This is a genomic window from Bacillus sp. N5-665 (genome assembly GCF_022637375.2).
Lineage (GTDB): Bacteria > Bacillota > Bacilli > Bacillales > Bacillaceae_G > Bacillus_A > Bacillus_A wiedmannii.
The window spans coordinates 2,587,795-2,606,178 of sequence record NZ_CP093325.1 but is presented as its reverse complement, the minus strand read 5'-3'; the positions used below and the strand labels follow the sequence as shown (position 1 = coordinate 2,606,178).

The 18,384-nt window shown below is 33.5% G+C and carries 15 protein-coding genes and 2 pseudogenes; 4 read left to right on the top strand and 13 right to left on the bottom strand.

Going from position 1 to position 18,384, the window contains the following annotated elements; translation table 11 throughout:
• Positions 1–42: 42 nt before the first annotated feature.
• From MNO09_RS15920 to MNO09_RS15875, 10 genes are all read right to left on the bottom strand, one after another.
• Positions 43–981: a DMT family transporter gene (locus tag MNO09_RS15920; RefSeq protein ID WP_088107303.1), complete on the bottom strand. Its 939-nt coding sequence runs from the start codon at positions 979–981 to the stop codon at positions 43–45.
• Positions 982–1,050: 69 nt separating this feature from the next.
• Entirely contained in the window at positions 1,051–1,572 is a 522-nt protein-coding gene (locus MNO09_RS15915; protein WP_000653841.1) for a DinB family protein, read from the bottom strand.
• A gap of 15 nt (positions 1,573–1,587) precedes the next feature.
• A complete protein-coding gene (locus MNO09_RS15910; protein WP_000620337.1) occupies positions 1,588–2,088 on the bottom strand; it encodes a GNAT family N-acetyltransferase in 501 nt (166 codons plus the stop codon).
• Positions 2,089–2,122: 34 nt separating this feature from the next.
• Positions 2,123–2,668: a GNAT family N-acetyltransferase gene (locus MNO09_RS15905; protein WP_001102509.1), complete on the bottom strand. Its 546-nt coding sequence runs from the start codon at positions 2,666–2,668 to the stop codon at positions 2,123–2,125.
• A gap of 15 nt (positions 2,669–2,683) precedes the next feature.
• Complete coding sequence (locus MNO09_RS15900; RefSeq protein WP_000803739.1) at positions 2,684–3,385, bottom strand: nucleotidyltransferase domain-containing protein; 702 nt, start codon at positions 3,383–3,385, stop codon at positions 2,684–2,686.
• A 16-nt stretch (positions 3,386–3,401) separates the two neighbouring features.
• A complete protein-coding gene (locus tag MNO09_RS15895; RefSeq protein ID WP_000923446.1) occupies positions 3,402–4,085 on the bottom strand; it encodes a DNA alkylation repair protein in 684 nt (227 codons plus the stop codon).
• Between the two features lie 237 nt (positions 4,086–4,322).
• Positions 4,323–5,270: a PLP-dependent cysteine synthase family protein gene (locus tag MNO09_RS15890; RefSeq protein WP_000172773.1), complete on the bottom strand. Its 948-nt coding sequence runs from the start codon at positions 5,268–5,270 to the stop codon at positions 4,323–4,325.
• Positions 5,271–5,436: 166 nt separating this feature from the next.
• Positions 5,437–5,826 carry a VOC family protein gene (locus tag MNO09_RS15885; RefSeq protein WP_000800662.1) on the bottom strand — a complete coding sequence of 130 codons (390 nt, stop codon included), beginning with the start codon at positions 5,824–5,826 and terminating at the stop codon, positions 5,437–5,439.
• A gap of 205 nt (positions 5,827–6,031) precedes the next feature.
• Complete coding sequence (locus tag MNO09_RS15880; protein WP_000248723.1) at positions 6,032–6,853, bottom strand: MBL fold metallo-hydrolase; 822 nt, start codon at positions 6,851–6,853, stop codon at positions 6,032–6,034.
• A 686-nt stretch (positions 6,854–7,539) separates the two neighbouring features.
• Entirely contained in the window at positions 7,540–7,800 is a 261-nt protein-coding gene (locus MNO09_RS15875) for a hypothetical protein (protein ID WP_001106983.1), read from the bottom strand.
• A 217-nt stretch (positions 7,801–8,017) separates the two neighbouring features.
• Between MNO09_RS15875 and MNO09_RS15870 the strand changes: the two genes are divergently transcribed.
• The 3 genes and pseudogenes from MNO09_RS15870 to MNO09_RS15860 all read left to right on the top strand — a co-directional run bounded on the left by MNO09_RS15870 (position 8,018) and on the right by MNO09_RS15860 (position 10,476).
• A complete protein-coding gene (locus MNO09_RS15870) occupies positions 8,018–8,845 on the top strand; it encodes a peptidoglycan-N-acetylglucosamine deacetylase (RefSeq protein WP_000551432.1) in 828 nt (275 codons plus the stop codon).
• A gap of 181 nt (positions 8,846–9,026) precedes the next feature.
• Positions 9,027–9,689, top strand: a pseudogene (locus MNO09_RS15865) (DUF3841 domain-containing protein).
• Between the two features lie 115 nt (positions 9,690–9,804).
• Positions 9,805–10,476: a TerC family protein gene (locus tag MNO09_RS15860; protein ID WP_000346929.1), complete on the top strand. Its 672-nt coding sequence runs from the start codon at positions 9,805–9,807 to the stop codon at positions 10,474–10,476.
• Between the two features lie 58 nt (positions 10,477–10,534).
• Here the strand turns inward: MNO09_RS15860 and ltaS are convergent, their stop codons facing one another.
• Positions 10,535–12,508, bottom strand: coding sequence for a lipoteichoic acid synthase (gene ltaS / locus MNO09_RS15855; protein WP_000811615.1), 1,974 nt, complete (start codon positions 12,506–12,508; stop codon positions 10,535–10,537).
• Between the two features lie 529 nt (positions 12,509–13,037).
• A complete protein-coding gene (locus MNO09_RS15850) occupies positions 13,038–14,663 on the bottom strand; it encodes an ABC-F family ATP-binding cassette domain-containing protein (protein WP_000633872.1) in 1,626 nt (541 codons plus the stop codon).
• A gap of 164 nt (positions 14,664–14,827) precedes the next feature.
• On the opposite strand from MNO09_RS15850, the pseudogene MNO09_RS15845 reads away from it, so the two are divergent.
• A pseudogene (locus MNO09_RS15845) lies at positions 14,828–15,001 on the top strand (stress protein); the annotation flags it as partial.
• Between the two features lie 29 nt (positions 15,002–15,030).
• On the opposite strand, the gene MNO09_RS15840 reads toward MNO09_RS15845, so the two are convergent.
• The gene (locus MNO09_RS15840; protein WP_000040222.1) at positions 15,031–18,147 is read right to left on the bottom strand and encodes an MMPL family transporter; all 3,117 of its coding nucleotides are present in this window, start codon (positions 18,145–18,147) and stop codon (positions 15,031–15,033) included.
• Between the last annotated feature and the right edge of the window lie 237 nt (positions 18,148–18,384).

Here is an 18,384-nt window from a genome sequence, read left to right as displayed (position 1 = left end):
CTATGAAAAAAAATTAGCTCTTTATATAAAGAGCTAATCTCACTATGCCGTTATTTTTTCTTCTTTTTTCACAACGACCGCTACATAACTATGTAGTATCATTCCGACAATAACAAAACTCATTCCGATCCAAGATAAAGATGACGGAATTGGCGCAGATAGCAAGATGAGCTCTCCTACTAGCGCAAATAAAACTTCACCGGACTGTGTTGCTTCCACTGTTGCTAGTTTTTGTGGATCATCTTTTACAAGATCTGTCGCAAAGAAGAATAGTACTGTCGCGATTAAACCAGAACTAACTGCTACAATAAAACATTGGAAAACTTGGCTACTTGACGGTAATCCGCCTGTTGATACTTCATAACCAGATAGTAAAAACCAAAATGGTAAACTTGCTAATGTCATACCGAGAACTCGCTGGAATACATCTAATTCGCCTTTACAAACTTGCATCATTTTTCGATTTCCAAGAGGATACGCAAACGCTGCAATAAGTACAGGAACTACACATAAAACGGTTTCTCGAATTCCTAATGAAGAAGCATGTTCTACTTGCATGAGTACAACACCGCATAAAATAACCCCAGACATAACTAATTCCTTCATTGGAAGTTTTTTATGTAATGGATCTACTGCAAAAAATGGTGTTAACAAAATTCCTGCGACAATCGTAATTTGCCATGTTGATGCAACAAGCCAACCGGGTCCAAAAGCTCCGGCAAAACTAAGTGGTGCATAGAAGAGACCAAATCCAACGATACTCCACACTAACCATTCTTTCGGATTATTTTTCATATATTGAAAGAGTTGCTTTAAGTTCCCTCTATACATGACAATAAGTAAAAGCATTGGAACCATAAAGTAGTACCGTAATGAAGCACTCCAAATCCAGCTTCCACCTTCTAAGTCCATCGCCCGGTTTAAAACAAAGGTAAAGGCAAAGAAGAATGATGCCAATATCCCTACTGCAATAGCTTTCATTATAAAACCCCTTGTTTAGTTTCTTCTTATACTATACAACAAATTAAATATAATTAAAATTCGAAATCTTTATCTCGCATCTATTCTAGCTCTATATAGTTTTCTTAACTGACTAATATGAGCTTGATGGTACCGATTATGATCGGCTATATGCCATATTCCCCACCTTATAGTCGCAGTTTCTCCCTTCTCATAAAAAATTTCCCTTGTTAAATCATTTTCTGTTAGTTTCATACACTCCTCATAAAACATATGTTGCACCGCTTCATAATCTTGCATTAATTCTTGTAATTTATACTTTCTTAAACTAGGCAATCCTCCCATTTCATTCAACATTGGTCCATATTTATTTTCAAGTGTCGGTGGAACTTCCTCTCCTTTTAAACGGTACACCCAGTGTAAATCGACTATTGCTAAATGCTGAAGTAGTTGCCCAATACTGTTTTCATTATTTTCTGACCTTTTGAAGGACAGTTCTTTCACATCAGTACCTTCTACTAACTTTTGCAATCGTTTAAATGTATCAGTAACCGTCGCATACAAAATCGCTACTTGCGGGTTCATATTTTTTTCTAAATGGAGATCTTTCATACTAAACTCCCTCTATTAAAAGAACAAGACCATATGTTCATCATCACTATACACACCATTCATCTTTATAGCTCTCTTTTCAATCCCATACGTTTTAAAGCCCATTGATTCATACAATTTTTTTGCTGGTTCGTTTGTAGATACAACACCTAAGTTCAATTGTTCTAAGCTCATCTCTCTTGCTCTTTCAATTGCCTTACGTATTAACTCACGTGCAAGACCACTTCTTCGATTGCTTGCATCTACATACATCGCAACGATATGCCCTTTATGTTTATACGCCTCTTTTTCTTCAGTTAGTAAAGTGACAACTCCAACTAATTGATGATCCCCATTAAAAGCACCGAATGTACAACTAGTAGTAGCTGTTAAATTACCTTCCACTCGCTTAATAGGATTTTCCTGGCGAATCGCCTCTTCATAAGTTGTTACAAATGCCTCTGGGTTTACTTGTAATGCTTGTAAACGTAAATCCCAATATTTTTTCGCATCTTCTTTCGTAAGTAATCGAATCATATTTCTCCAGCTCCTTTTAGTTAACATAATATTTTTATAAACTACCATTTAAAGATTCGTATTCTTCTCTTAACATACTATAACGATAACGATGAATGAACTTCCCTTGACGTAATCGATCATTTCTCATTAATCCTTCACAAATAAAACCAGCCTTTTCATAACTCTTTCTAGCTTGAAAATTATCTTCATCTACACGTAGCCAAACTTTTTCTAATTCAAATTCAATGAATGCTAGATGTAACATACTATATAAAGCTGCTAATCCATATCCTTTACCCCAATACTCTTTATTACCAATCGCGATTCCCAGTTCTGCATTTTTATTTGTTTTATCAAAGTTTTTAAGATCTACCCACCCAATATGTATGCCGTTTTCTGTAGTGATAGCTCTTTGTTCATAACCATTTTTTCGATTTATACATGCTTCAATCCACTTTTTCGTATCTTCACGAGTGAAGGGTGGATATTGATCCGGTACAACTAAATGATTTGTCACTTCTTTATCTAATGACCATTGATATCGCTCTTCTACATCATCTAGTGTAAGTTCTCTTAATTGAACATATGGTACATTCATTGCGTTATCTCCTTTTTATTTTCCTATAGAAAACCCTTCAAACATTCTTCCTCCGTACTGTTCTAGCGTTTTTTCTACAAAAATAATTAATTTTCTTTTCTCTCCCGTTGTATAAAAATGATCGAACGCTGCTACAAATTGATCTGCGTACTGTTCATCATACCTTCTAAGTACCCTTATAAACCATTTTGAATTTCCAAGCCATTTACCATTTACTCTTAATACATATTCATGTAATAAATCAGCTAATAAATTTGCGATAAACAATTCTTCTTCTCTTTTTGATGCACCAATAAAATCGTCCAAAGTATCCGTAATAAAATACCGTTTCTGCTTCATCATTTCTTCCGTCCATTTAGCTGGCCCTTTATTTAGTAAATCATTTGCTTCTCTTTTTAATTTCTCAACAATTTCATTTTCCCCTTTCAATACAATACCCTCTGAAACTAATTGTGGTAACGAAGGTCTCCCTCGGTCACAATCCATTTTAAAAAAGGTTTTACACGTTTCAAAATTATGTACAAACACTTCAACAGGCCATCCATTACTATAGAAAGATTCTCTATAACAAGACGTTAAATTTTGATCAACTATAACAATGTCCAGATCAGATGTTTTTGTCGCTTCTCCTCGTACAACGCTTCCTCCCAGTAAAGCTACATCACAATTCGGAAATTGTGATGTAATTATGCTTTGTGCCGCTTCCATTGGTTTCATAACCGTTCCCCTTTTCTTATTTCACTTTCTTTTTTTCAGCTCTTTCTCTCGCTTTTTTTATATACGGCTCTGCGTCTGGTGTTTTGCATGATGTTGCCCCGTGATCAACTTGTACTTTTCCAATTTCACGTGCAATTACAATCGCCTTTCCCTCTAAGTCTTCATTACGAATTCCTATCGCGATTAAAGCACTATTCATCGCTTCTTTTTTTCTATTTTTTTCATTATGTATATTTGTTTTAACCTCTTCTAAATACGGAGAGAAGAAATCATCATGTAACGTTTTATTTTTAATCGCTATATTTGCTAATAAAGACCAGCCAGCTCTTCCAATCCATTCATCATCAGACTTTGTCCATTCTTCCATTCTTTCTATCGCGATTGGCGAAGTACAAATAGCCGTCATCAAAACGTCCATTAAACAATAATAATCAACTTCCTGTACCCATTTATTTAGCTGTTCTGTCGTAACTTTCTTTGGATCTAAAATCATTGTTGCTAAAGTCATTGCATCCATATTTTTTGTTTTCCATAATGAAATTGCTAAATCATGATCTTTTTTTATCTTCTTTTTTAACAATTTTAAATTGGCAAAACTAACTCCGAATAGTGGCTCTTTCGCTCCGTGGTTTTTATACGTTTTACGATTTTGTTCTGTTCCATATTCCTCTAGTTGCTGCATTACTTCTTCAAGTAACATATGCCCACCTCTTTATCTTTTATGTTGACTTCATATATGTATGTACGATATATTCTACATTACTTTTTGGTTTTCCTATATTTATTTTTAAAAATACGGTATGTGAAATTTTAAAGTTTCTACAGATAACTAAAACAACCACTAAAAACCTGTACATTTTACATATACAGGTTTTCATTTCTTCAATTTCTCATATTGTAAGAAATAGAATATGATAGAACTTTTGTTTGATTTTCTCTATAATTGTTGTAAGCTCTTTACATCTGACCACTCTTCTATAGACCCGGCGTCCGGAAAAACTGTAACTACATTAAAATTCGCGCCTTTTTCTTTTCCAATTTGTTTAGCAGCTAATAAATTCGCTGCCGCAGACGTTCCTATTTTCATACCAGTTTCATTATAAAAACGTGCCATTTCATACAAGGTTTCTTTATATGAATATGTCCATTGTTTTTCTATCAAATTGTCTTCCTGTTCTATGAAATGTTGTTTCCTTCCTAGGCCGAACCCACCTGATCCAGCATATTTCTTTAAATCATTTGGTGGTTGTTCGGAACCATAAGGCAATTCAGCAGGCATTACTAAATGTAGCTCAGCTTTTTTTGTATAATTCTTTACTGCTTTATAGACCCCCATTATAGTTCCACCAGTACCAGCAGATGCTACCCATGCGTGTATTGGTTTTCCATTCATTTGTGTAATAATTTCTCGTCCTGTTCCTTCTATATGACTTAATAGATTTGCATTATTATAATGTTGGAATAAAAAGTATAACTCTGGTTTTTGTTTGCTAATCTCAATTGTCTTTTCAATTACTGCGTAAAAACCCATACATTTATCAACTAAAATCACGTTAGCTCCATAATGTTTAAGTTCATTTAGTAGTGATTTACCAGTTCCAGAACTTAAAACTAACGTGCATTGAACTCCTAAACAATAACAAATATAGCCAATTGATCTCGCTAAGCTTCCACCGCTATACTCTAAAATAGGTTGTTTTTTGTCCGCTTCTTGTAAATATTTATTAATCATTCCAAGTGCGGCTCTATCCTTAATCGATCCTGTAGGGTTGTGCCATTCACATTTAGCATAAACAGAAAGATCCTTCGTTTCTTCGCATTCTAATTTAATGAGAGGTGTATTCCCAACATTTTTAGCGAACTCATTAAAATGCTTTAATGTCATACTTCTATTCCTCCTACATAAATCATATTTATTTTTAGCTAAAATACTTTCTACATTTTCATAACTCTCTTGGCTAAATCTTTTTATATAAAAATCCCTACAAATGCTGTAGGGATTTATGACTAAATCATTTTGTTACACTACATTACATACGAAAAGAGCTTCTTTATTCAAATGCGTTCATAAGCACAATTCTCCAACCATCTGGATCCTCTATTGTGGTCCCTTTCTCTATCCAATACGGATTTTCTGGTTTCACCTCATGATAGCCCATATTACTTAATCGATTCACTATTTTTTCAATTTCATCTTTATTAGGCATATAAAATACTAGTAAATTATCTTTTGTCGGTGCCGGACATGGACTTCCATTAACGTGCGTTGTAAACTCTAAATGATACTCGGCATCCGGTACTCCAAACATAACCCCATCATATCCTTCATGATTATGAAATTCTCCTATACGCTTTAACCCTAACCCCTTCTCATAAAAACCTATAACTTCTTCAAATTTATCTGTTGGTCTTGCAATTCTAAATTGAACCCAATTCTTCATGCAAATCTCCTCCTTTTCATTTTCCAAAGCTTTATAGTAATTATTATAAGTTACATATATTCCCTTTCATATCCCTCATTAGTGTGAGAACTACCTAAGTTGAAAGACCTATTAGTTTATAAATAGTAGGACTTTAGTATTAAATTCATATAAAAGTAGTTATATAAATATTGAGATGAAATAAATAGTTCTTCCTTATATTTTATTACGTATGAAAAAGTTCTCCTTGCAGGGCCTTTATATACCGATCAGCAGATCTTTGTACAGCCTTATTCGCATCTTCCACCACACCATGAAATGCATTATATAGTCGACTAAACTGGATATCTTTTACTTTCTCTGCCATATCTCTAACTTTATTCGCTGGTAATGGGATGAGATTTGGATAACTATACATAAAACTCACCCATTTTTGATCGGAAACTACTTGTATAATATCACCTGATAACAAAATTCCTTTCCCTTCGTTACCTTCTTTCCAATGCATAACAGTCCCGCCCTTAAAATGGCCTCCTAAGCGATGCAATGTAAGTTCTTCCGATAATATCAGATGTTCCCCAGACCAAAATTTAATTTGTTTACTCGGGCGAACCACCCACTCTTTATCATCTTCATGAATATAGATAGGTACATTGAATGTTTCCGCCCATTTTACTTGTGTAGAGTAATAATGTGGATGAGAAAGTGCTATTGCTTGAATACCACCTAAATCATATATACTCTTAATCGTTTTATCATCTAAATAGCTAATGCAATCCCACATAACATGTAGAGTTTTACTTTGTATTAAAAATGCTGTTTGTCCAATTGCAAATTTAGGTTTTGTAGTAATGCTATACAAACCACTTTCTTCTTTTATTATTTCATTTTTGTATAAATTGCTATTTTGCATAGTTTCTAATGTTGTCCATGACTGCCCAATTAGATTCACATATTGCCTTTCCTCATTGCAAATATTACAACGAGAAGGTGCTTCTTCATTTTCGGGATACTGTACTCCACATGTAGTGCAAATATAATTAACCATATTCCCACTCCCTTTTTAAATTTAATTGTTCTTATACCAATATTTTAATAGAAAACAAAAATATTCGAATCAATAATTGGAATGAAAATGAAGTAATACGAAAGTATGATTAGCCCCCTTCCTTTTAACACTTTAGTCTAATTTCTTTAATTTTTATTTGCTGCTTCCAAGAAAATAGAGTTTTAATTATATTAAAACTTTCTAATATACTTAAACCTTTAATCGTTAAAAGAAAGAGCAAATCTTCATAAAATAAATGAAGCAATTGAAAGATTTTGTTACAACTTTATCACTATAATACTTACTAATACACATCAGGGGGATAGTAGATTTAAATTAAGGAGAGAGTATAATAAAAATTGTAATTATACTGTACGAAGTATGTAATACAGAAAGCAGTAGCAACATAAAGTTTGTTGATAAAACTATCGGGTGAATTTAATTTGATGATTGAAGAGTTTGTAAAGATAAATGAATATTGATTTCAAGCTTCATTTTAGGGGAAATAAACATCACAAACTACATGAATTAAAAAGTAGCCTTGAGACAAAATTTATATCCATGAAATATTTAAATGCATATGCAATTTTATACAACCACTTTTTTATAAAGTAAGAAAAGTGGTTGTATATTTTAGAAAATATTCTTCGTTACAAAATCACGTTACATATTTCATTAAACTACAACTACTCATTTTCTTTTTTCTTCTTTTGTTCCTCAGATGGCTCTTCTGTTGGATCTGGTTCTTGTTCATCCTTTTTGTTTAACTCATTATTTTTTTCTTTAGCAGGATCTTGTTTTTCATTTTTTTCCTCCTGTCTTTGTTCAGAAGGTTCCTCCGTTGGATCTGGCTCCTTTTCGTCTTTTGGAGCTGGATTACAGCCAATTAATAATCCTACTGTAAATATGCTTGTCATAAATATTGAAAGCATTTTTTTATAATTCAATTAAAGCACCTCCTAAAATTAATATCCCTTGTATTGTTTCCAACTCATAATTAAAATTATCCAATTATTTGTGACGTTTCTTTCGAAATGATACCCCTTTAAAATCTTGCATACTTTTGACCAAACTTTTTTACTCTTGTAAAAAAGTTTTTTTGCAATTACCGCCCTATAATTGCTAATATAGTAGAGTAGAACTTTTATAGAGAGAAGGAAAATTATGCACAATGGAATTCGAATGACAACTTTAGTAAAAAGGGCTATGTTGATTTGCGCGGGGGTATTATTTACATACGAAGCGGCTTTAGGATCAGCACATACTGCTCTAGCAAGTACAGAGGATGAAGCAAAATCTGTTCAACTTGTAAGTGAAATTCAATCATCTCTTGCACCGAAAGAAGCTCCAAAACAATATAATGGGCAAGTTAGAAAAGTAGCTTACTTAACATTTGATGACGGTCCTGGAAAATACACAGCTGAGCTTTTAGATATGTTAAAGAAAGAAAATGCAAAAGCAACATTTTTCCTAATTGGTTCAAACGTAAAAGCTTTCCCTGATCTTGTAAAACGTGAAGATGCTGAAGGCCACTACGTTGGGATGCACAGTATGACTCATAACTACAAGAAACTTTACACAGAAGGTCGTTATGTAGATGAAATGAAGGAAGATCAAGGCTTAATCGCTGGTGTTCTAGGTAAATCACCAGTATTAACTCGTCCATCTTACGGCTCAATGCCAGGATTAAACGAAGCTCTTCGCAACAAAGTTGTCGAAAACGGATTAAAAGTTTGGGATTGGACAATTGATTCTTTAGACTGGACATACAGTAAAATGCCTGTTGATGCTGCATCAGCTAAAATTGTGCAAAACGTTGTAAATGGAGCTAACAAGCCAACAGAAGTTATTCTAATGCACGATATTCATCCACAATCCGTTAAAGCAGTACCTGGAATTATTAAAGGGTTGAAAGAAAAAGGATATGAATTAGAAAGTTATAGTGAGAACGAACACTTCCCATTAAACTTCTGGCACGATAACCGTATGTAATAAAAAAGACTTGATTTCCTCTAGTAGGTTATTGAGTCTTTTTTTATCGTTTTTGAAATTTCTTCTCGTATATTCGATTCCCCCCTCTTCCTTTATATCAATAGAAAATATAAATCACATTAATTTAATTTAGTATCATCACATGCTATACTGTAACCTACATTACATAAGTAGGTGTCACATGATCGTATATACAGTTCAAAATGAAGCAGCGTGGAAACAATTTAAGAAACTTGGTTATTTAGAAGGAAGTAAAGAAAACATCGATCCTGATTTTATATATTCATACGATTGAATGGTACGTGTAGCTAAAAAAAGATTACCCTACTACGAAGGTAACTATCCTATTTGGGTATGGGAAGAAAATAATTATCCAAACCGAAATCAGATAGCTTGGGGTAGAGAAAATTCAAAAATGGTAATTTTAACACTTGATGTGCCGAATGAATGGGTGCTATGGAGCTATTTTGACTATTGGTGCTGCGCTATGACTGACGAATCAATATATTTACATACAAAAAATAAGTGTACATTAGATGAATGGTATACCTATATGGATAAAGAATACGGGATAATATTCGATTTCGACTATTTATTATCACATCCTGATTGGTGTCTAGGCAAAGAGGATTCATTAGAAAAACAAGGTGTCATTGGTAGAATTCCCCTTTCCTTCGTGAAAAAAGTACGACGTTTTCGTGCTAAGGAAGATAAGTCTATTAATACAATCAGAAGTGATAAATGGGATAACAGAAAAGAAAGCCGTATTAATAAGATGAATCGAAAATTAAAAAAGAAAAAAGATAAGCAAAAAAAACTACAAAAGCGACTTATACGGAATTAAAACACATATACATATCAAAAGACAGTCAAAAAATAGGATTGAATATACAAATTCAATCCTATTTTTTATATTATCAACACTTTAGCACATATTACTCTTAAGGAGTGATGTGTATATGGATTTTCTTTCAGCCGAATATTTATCAGCATTACTTGCCATCATTGTAATTGATTTAGTGTTAGCCGGTGATAATGCCATAGTAATTGGATTAGCAGCAAGGCGATTACCGAAAGATCAACAAAAGAAAGTTATTATATGGGGAACTATCGGGGCAATCGCGATTAGAGCCCTCGCTACTTTAGTTGTCGTTTGGTTGTTAAAAATACCAGGGCTACTTCTAATTGGTGGTGTACTCCTTATATGGATCGCTTACAAATTAATTGCTGAAGGTAAAGATCATGATATTAAAGCAGAAGAAGGATTTTGGTCTGCTATAAAAACCATTATTATAGCTGATGCGTTAATGGGAATTGATAATGTTCTCGCTGTTGCCGGAGCTGCGCATGGCAATTTTTCTTTAGTCATCATCGGGCTATTAGTGTCCATTCCAGTAGTAGTATGGGGTAGTACATTAATTTTAAAATGGGTGGACCGATTCCCTGTCATCATTACAATTGGAGCAGCTGTTTTAGCTTATACTGCCGCGAAAATGATTGTAGATGAAAAATGGTTCGCTGGATTTTTCGAAAGTAATCCTTTCATAAAATGGGTATTTATCATTATTATCATTGCCGGTGTAGTATTCTTTGGAAAGATGAAACAAAAAACGAAAGATAATTCTATATAATGACAACGTTATATGTACAAACAAAAGCGCTACTCAAATGAGTAGCGCTTTTTAATATTTATTTCGTTTCTCCGTCTTCAGTCGTCTTTACCTTCGTTTTATTTTTATCACGATGGTTATAGTTGTACTTCGAACGATCGACCGGTGTAAATCCTTCCGGTGTATAGAATCGTAATAAGTCACCGTTAACAACTTGGTCAGAGTATTTCAGTGATTTTTGAACCATTTGTTCATTTTGTTTTATTTCGTCTGTTAATTCTACAGATTCACCAGTAGCTGTATCATAGTATTTTCCATTCAGTGCAGTAACTGTTGGACTTACGAAGTTACCGTTACGGAATGGAACGACTTGTTTATGCTCTGGTGATAATAAATCTGATCCGAACTGGACATAATTTTTCGTATCTGTACCTAGTAAGTGTAATAGTGTCGGAAGAACATCAATTTCTCCGCCGTATTGATGTTGTACGCCACCCTTCATTCCTGGAACACGAATGATTAATGGTACACGTTGCAGTTGTGCATTTTCAAATGAGTTCATTTCTTTACCCATTATTTGAGACATTGCTGCGCCATGATTATCAGAAATACCGTAATGATCACCGTACATAACGATAATTGAGTTATCGTATAAACCAGATTGTTTCAAGTAATCCAAGAATCCTTTTACAGACTCATCTAAATAACGTGCTGTTTGGAAATACGTATCTACTGAAGAGTCACCTGTTTTAGCTGGTTCAATCGTCGCTTCCTCTTTATCAATTGGATAAGGGAAATGGTTTGATAGCGTAATGAACTTCGTATAGAACGGTTGTTTCAATGTTTGTAATAATGGTATAGATTCGTTAAAGAACGGTTTATCTTTTAATCCATAGTTTACTACATCTTTTTCGTTCATATCGTAGTATGACGCATCAAAGAATTTATTAAAACCAAATGATTTATAAATATCGTCACGGTTCCAGAACGTTTTATAGTTACCGTGGAACACTGCTGATGTGTATCCTTGTTGACCTAAAATAGCTGGTGCTGATTGAAACGTGTTATGAGCTTTATTTGTAAAAACAGATCCTTGTGGTAATCCAAACATTGAGTTTTCTAGCATGAACTCCGCATCAGATGTTTTACCTTGTCCTGTTTGATGGAAGAAGTTATCAAAGTATAACGTATTCGCATCTTTTGTAAATGAGTTTAAGAACGGTGTAACTTCTTGCCCATTTAATTTATAATCAATTAAAAAGTTTTGGAATGATTCTAAATGAATATAAATTACGTTCATTCCTTTTCCTTTACCAAAGTACTCAGGATTTGGACTTGCATATGTTGATGCAAGATAATTTCTAACCTCTGTCATATTATCTCCATCAGCTAACGCTCGTTCTGTTGATGCTTTCGCACTTTGAATGCCATCATAAATCGTATAGTTGTATGCCCCTAAATATTTCACAATATAATTACGGTCAAATGTTCTTGTTAATAATTCAGGACGATCAGATTCTGCAAGACCTAAGTTAATACTGAATAATAAAATACCTGCTACAAATACTAGTGATAATTTATGTTTCGCAACACGAATTGGTTTTGGACTTGCAAATTTTGTTGCGACTAAAGCAATTAAAATGATTGTATCTAAGAAATATAGTGGATCATAGACGTGTAGCAATGCAAAAATACTACCACCTAAATCTCCAAAGTTATTCGTTTGTGTTAATGTCGGGAACGTAATAAAGTCACTGAAAAAGCGATAATATACTACGTTTGCGTATAACAGTATAGACATTAACAAATTAATAACAATTAACCAAATGTAAGCACGTTTCCCCTTTGCGAATAATGCGAGCCCTAAAAATAAAACTGCTGAGCTTAACGGGTTGAAAAACAGTAAAAACTTTTGGATTGTGTTGGATATCCCTAAATTAAATTCTGTCACATATGCTGCGTATGTTTTTAACCAGAATAAAATAATGGCAAACACGAAAAATCCAAAGTGATTGCTTAACACTCGCTTACTCTTTAATAGTAATTGTTTCATCTCTCCACCTCTTTTGATCATCCAAGGCTTATTTTTTTATAAGTCTGTCTTTATTCAATTTTTTATCTTCAAATAGATTTTGTTTGTTTAACTAAATGAAGAATATTAGTAATTATAATTTGAAGCTAGTATTTATTCAACTATTTCTTTCTAGACATTTTGACCTTGGTTTCTATTTAATAAAATAAATTTGTAACATTTTCTGTTTTCTCCCAAGTCTCATCCACTAATTATGACTCCACATACTATAAACCTTTATTCACTGCTTCGCAAATAAATATGTCTCCAGTTCTGGAACATTAATGTAATATAATGAAATTCACAATAGATAGCATTTGTTTTTTTCGGTGTATATTAAATATCTTAATGTATTTCAAGTTTATTCATACTTCAGCCATTCCTCTATATGTAACTTCAAAATGTCTTTCCTTCTCTAAAGTTATTTTTGAATAATTATTCATAATTCATAAAATCAAAGATTATAAAAAAACCTCGCTTTCATAAAGAGAGCGAGGTTTTTCATCATTTATTATTGACCTTTGTACATTGCTTCTACTTGTTTTTGAAGTTCTTCATTTTCTAAGAACTCATCGTAAGTAGCCTCTTTATCGATTACACCGTTTGGCGTTACTTCGATAATGCGGTTTGCAATTGTTTGTACGAACTGATGGTCATGAGATGTGAATAACATTGTACCTTTAAATGCGATTAAACCGTTGTTTAATGCAGTGATAGACTCAAGGTCTAAGTGGTTCGTTGGATCGTCAAGTGTGATTACATTCGCACCACTTAACATCATTTTAGATAGCATACAACGAACTTTTTCGCCTCCAGATAATACAGAAACGTTCTTCTTAACTTCTTCACCTGAGAATAACATACGGCCTAAGAAACCACGTAAGAAGCTTTCTGACTCATCTTGTGGAGAGAATTGGCGTAACCAATCAACTAAGTTGGAGTCACTGTTCTCAAAGTATTTAGAGTTATCTCTTGGGAAGTAAGATTGAGATGTTGTAACGCCCCATTTGAATGAACCGCTATCTGGCTCCATTTCACCCATAAGGATTTTGAATAATGTTGTCATCGCAATATCGTTACGACCGATAAATGCAACTTTATCACCTTTATTTAAAGTAAAGTACACATTATCTAACACTTTTTCACCATCAATTGTTTTAGAAAGACCTTCAACAGTTAATAAGTCATTTCCTATTTCACGCTCAGGTGTAAAGCCAACAAATGGGTAACGACGTGATGATGGTCTAATATCATCTAATGTAATTTTATCTAATAATTTTTTACGAGAAGTTGCTTGTTTCGCTTTAGATGCGTTTGAGCTAAAGCGTGCAATAAAGTTTTGTAACTCTTTTACTTTCTCTTCTTTTTTCTTATTAGCATCTTGTGTTAATTTTAAAGCTAATTGACTTGACTCATACCAGAAGTCATAGTTACCAACATAAAGTTGAATTTTACCGAAATCAAGATCAGCCATGTGCGTACAAACTTTATTTAAGAAGTGACGGTCATGGGATACAACGATTACTGTATTTTCAAAGTTCATTAAGAAGTTTTCTAACCATTGAATCGCTTTTAAGTCCAAGTGGTTGGTAGGCTCATCTAGTAATAGAATGTCAGGTTTACCAAATAATGCTTGAGCAAGTAATACTTTTACTTTCTCTGCACCAGTTAATTCTGACAATTTCTTATCATGAACATCTTCACCAATACCTAAACCTTTAAGAAGGATTGCAGCTTCTGATTCTGCTTCCCAACCGTTAAGCTCAGCGAACTCACCTTCAAGTTCAGCAGCACGCATACCATCTTCATCACTAAAGTCTTCTTTCATGTAAATGGCATTTTTCTCTTGCATTACTTTGTAAAGTTGCGTGTGACCCATAATTACTGTTTCTAATACTGGGAACTCTTCATATTCGAAGTGATTCTGTTTTAATACTGCTAGACGCTCACCTGGCGTAATATGTATATCACCTGTTGATTGTTCAATTTCTCCAGATAAAATCTTTAGAAATGTTGATTTACCCGCACCGTTTGCTCCGATTAAACCGTAGCAGTTACCTGGCGTGAATTTTATGTTAACATCTTCAAATAATTTGCGATCCGCGAAACGCAAACTAACGTTACTTACTGTAATCATTTGTGTCCTCCTACTAATACCGCTTATTTCAGCGTTTTCTCACCGATTGTCTTAAAAAATCGCATATTACGACTCAATTATTGTAGACTATAGCTATTATATAGTAGAAGATGGATGAATAGCAACGGTTGATTGCTATTCATCCCTTTTCTACCTTGAATAAAAAGAAAGAAGACCTAGAAAAAGTTAAGAAATATTACGATGAATTAGGAAATTCTACTCCTATGTTATTCTCGCATACACATGCAAAAGGCAATTTTCTTTTACAAATGAATGGAGATATGAAAGATGAAGAATTTGCAAAATATAAAGACGTGATGGACAAGTTTATTAAATAAGAAGAATCCCCTTTTAAAAAGGGATTCTTTTATTTTCTTTTACTTAATTTTTTCGTATAATGCTTCATTTTACTCGTTAACCCTATTAATGCAGGTAACAATATTGGCATCACAATGATAGCTAATAGTAACAGTGCAACACCAACAACGGATGCTACTTGTATAAGTGTCAATACACCTGAAGGGATTAATGCAGCAAATGTTCCGCCTAAAATAAGTGCCGCTGATAATACAACTCCTCCTATGTGACGAGATGCATTTACAATTTTCGTTGCTGGGTCCCCTTCTAGTTCATTGTATCGCATCATTACGAAAATGCTATAATCCACACCTAAAGCGACAATCATAATAAAACTAAAGAATGGTACATTCCAGCTTAATGACTCTACGTTTAATACGTGTGTACTAATTTGTTCACTTATGCCAAGTGATGCAAAATAGGCTAATATTAAAGATCCAATAATAAAGATTGTATTTAAAAATGACCGTGTAATAGCGAGTAATACAATCGCAATGCCAATTAACATAATTGTAGCTGTACGTAAGAAGTCTTGACCTGTTACTTCTTTTAAATCAACGTTTCTAGCTGTTGTACCTCCGATTGCTTTTTTCGCCGAATTTAATTCTGTACCATTTAGCGTACCGTCTATCGTTTTATTAATTTCCTCAATAATTGGCATCGCTTCTTTGGAATACGGATTTACGTCTAAAATGATTGTCATTTTAGCAGTCTTTCTATCTTGTGACATGTACGTATTCAATGCTTTTTGGAAATCTTCCCCCTCTAAAACTTCTTTTGGTATATAAAATTTCGCAGAGCTTTTTGATTCATTTAGTTCCCCTAAATATTTCTGAGCATCTCCTAGGCCGTTACTTACCTTTTCAAGCCCTTCTGTACTTTTAGATAATCCTGATTGTAATTGCCCCATCTGTTCTTGCAAGTCTTTCAGCCCGGTTAATAACTGGCCTTGCCCATCATTTATTTTTGTTAATCCGGTTTGTAACTCAGATGACTTGTTCGCAATTTGTTTTGAGCCTGAAGCACCTTCATTTAATCCATTTTTAAGATCAGCTGCTCCTTTTTGTAACTTAGTAACTCCATCGCTCATTTCTTTTAAGCCGTTATCCACTTTCGATAACGATTGATTTGCTTCTTTAAATGAACCCATTGCTGCTTTATGTTGCGTTGCTAATTGGTTTAATTCATTTGAAAGCCCACCTAATTGTTTTTGAGCCTCTTTAGCAATTCCTATCGTCTGCAGTATGTTCGGATCATTTGCTAATTCTGGTTTCGTTTGAATGAAATTGGTCATTAACATTTCAATTTGTTCGTAACCTTTTTTCGCCCCATCAATCGCTTGAGAAATACTTCCGAAGTATTGATCGTAAGAACTTAAACCTTTTTCTAACTGCGCATAGCCAGCATGAAGTTGTGAAGTTGCATTAGATAATACACTAATATTTTCATTTACTGAAGTTAACCCACTCTCAATTTGCTGCGCACCTTGTGCTCCGTCATTTATACCATTTGAAAGTTGATTTAAAGCTGTTCCTAATGCTGTTACACCATTTTTCGCTTTCGTTGTTCCATCAATTAATTTTTGAACGTTTGCAAGACTATTTGAATCTTTACTACCCATTTTATCTTTTGCAGTAGTTAATCCATCATTAATTTCCTTTATACCACCATTCGCATCTCCTAAACCTGTATTCAGTTCTCCCGCTTGTTTATTTATATATAGTTCTTTTATCCTTTCACCGGTTGGACGCGTCGGTGAATATACTTCTGAAACACCTTTCACTTTCAAAATCTTATCAGTTAGTTCGTCTAAAGTTTGCAACGAACTCGCCTCATTTAACTTGTTATCTGATTGAATGACTAACGTACTTGGTGAAGAAAAACCTGGTGGAAAATGCTCTTCTATTACGTTAATCCCCATTTTCGACTCATATTTATTATCTACTTCAAATAAATCATTGTAATTTAGTGTGTTAGAGTATTTCATTACGAAAGGAATCGATATCACAAATACGATGATTAAAGCTGCGAATGGTCTTACTACTGAGTTTTTCGCAAGAAATCCCCATAAACGACTATCCTCATGCCCCTTAAATGTTTTAACTGGATAAAACATTCCTTTTCCTAAAAGCACCATAAAAAATGGATTTAACGTAGTTAATACGAGTAATAATACTGCGACACCAATTGCTACCGCTGAAGTAGATTGATATAATTTAAAACTCGCTAAAGCAAGAGATGCAAAACCAATTAGTACTGCTATTCCGCTATATAAAACGGTTTTCCCTGCTGATTTGAAAGTTTCTTTCGTAGCTAAAAATGCATTTTCTTGTTTACTTAATTCTTCTTTAAATCTTGTATATAATAAAATGTTATAGTCTGTTCCAACCCCAAACAGGACAACGACTACAAACACTTGTGTAAAGTTAGAAAACGGAAAATTAAATTGATCTACTAAATGGGCAATAATCCCCATTGAAACTAAATATGATACACCAACAGTAAGAAGGGAAACAATTGGAACAATTGGTGAACGAAATACAATGATTAATACAACTAGAATGAAAATGATAGAAATAACTTCCGTCTTCTTCACTCCCTCTTGGGAGGAAGTAAGAAAATCACCCGCTATTAAATCACTTCCTGTTAAGTACGTTTTAACACCCTTCGTTTGCACTTTTTTATGAAGTCCATTCGTAACTTTTGATATTTCACCATTTTTTTTATCTACAGAGATTTGCGTTAAAATGGTTGTATTGTCTTTAGATATCAACTGTTTTTCCAAATCTTTATTATCTAAATGTGAAACAACTTCCTTAATTCCTAATTGCTCTTTTTCATTTTGTAAAGCATGGATTGTTTTTACGATCTCCTCTTTTTGCTCAGTTGTTAAAGCTGTTTTACTTCCACTATTAAAAACAGCTATAATTTCATACTTTTCAGTCCCGTCTTTATCCATCTCTTTTATCATCTTGTCAGCAATACTACTTTGTTCTGTATTAGGAATCGTAATGTGCCCTTTTTCTTTCACTAATTTATCCATATTAGGCATCGTTACGATCATTGCAATAGTAATAACTATCCATAATAGAAAAGATAAACTTTTCCAATTTTTCAGCTTACTCATTTTAATCATCTCCCATTTTGAAAATTAAAAGGGAATGAATATTCATTCCTATCCTTTTAAAAATACTTTTTCGGAATGAACGTTCATTCCTATCGTTCTATTACATTATTTTTTTAACTTTATTAAACTACCTTTTCCGGAATGAATGTTCATTCCTATTGTTACACAAATATCCTCTCCTACTCTCATGTTTTAAATCTATTCAGGAATGAATATTCATTCCTATACTTATTAGCT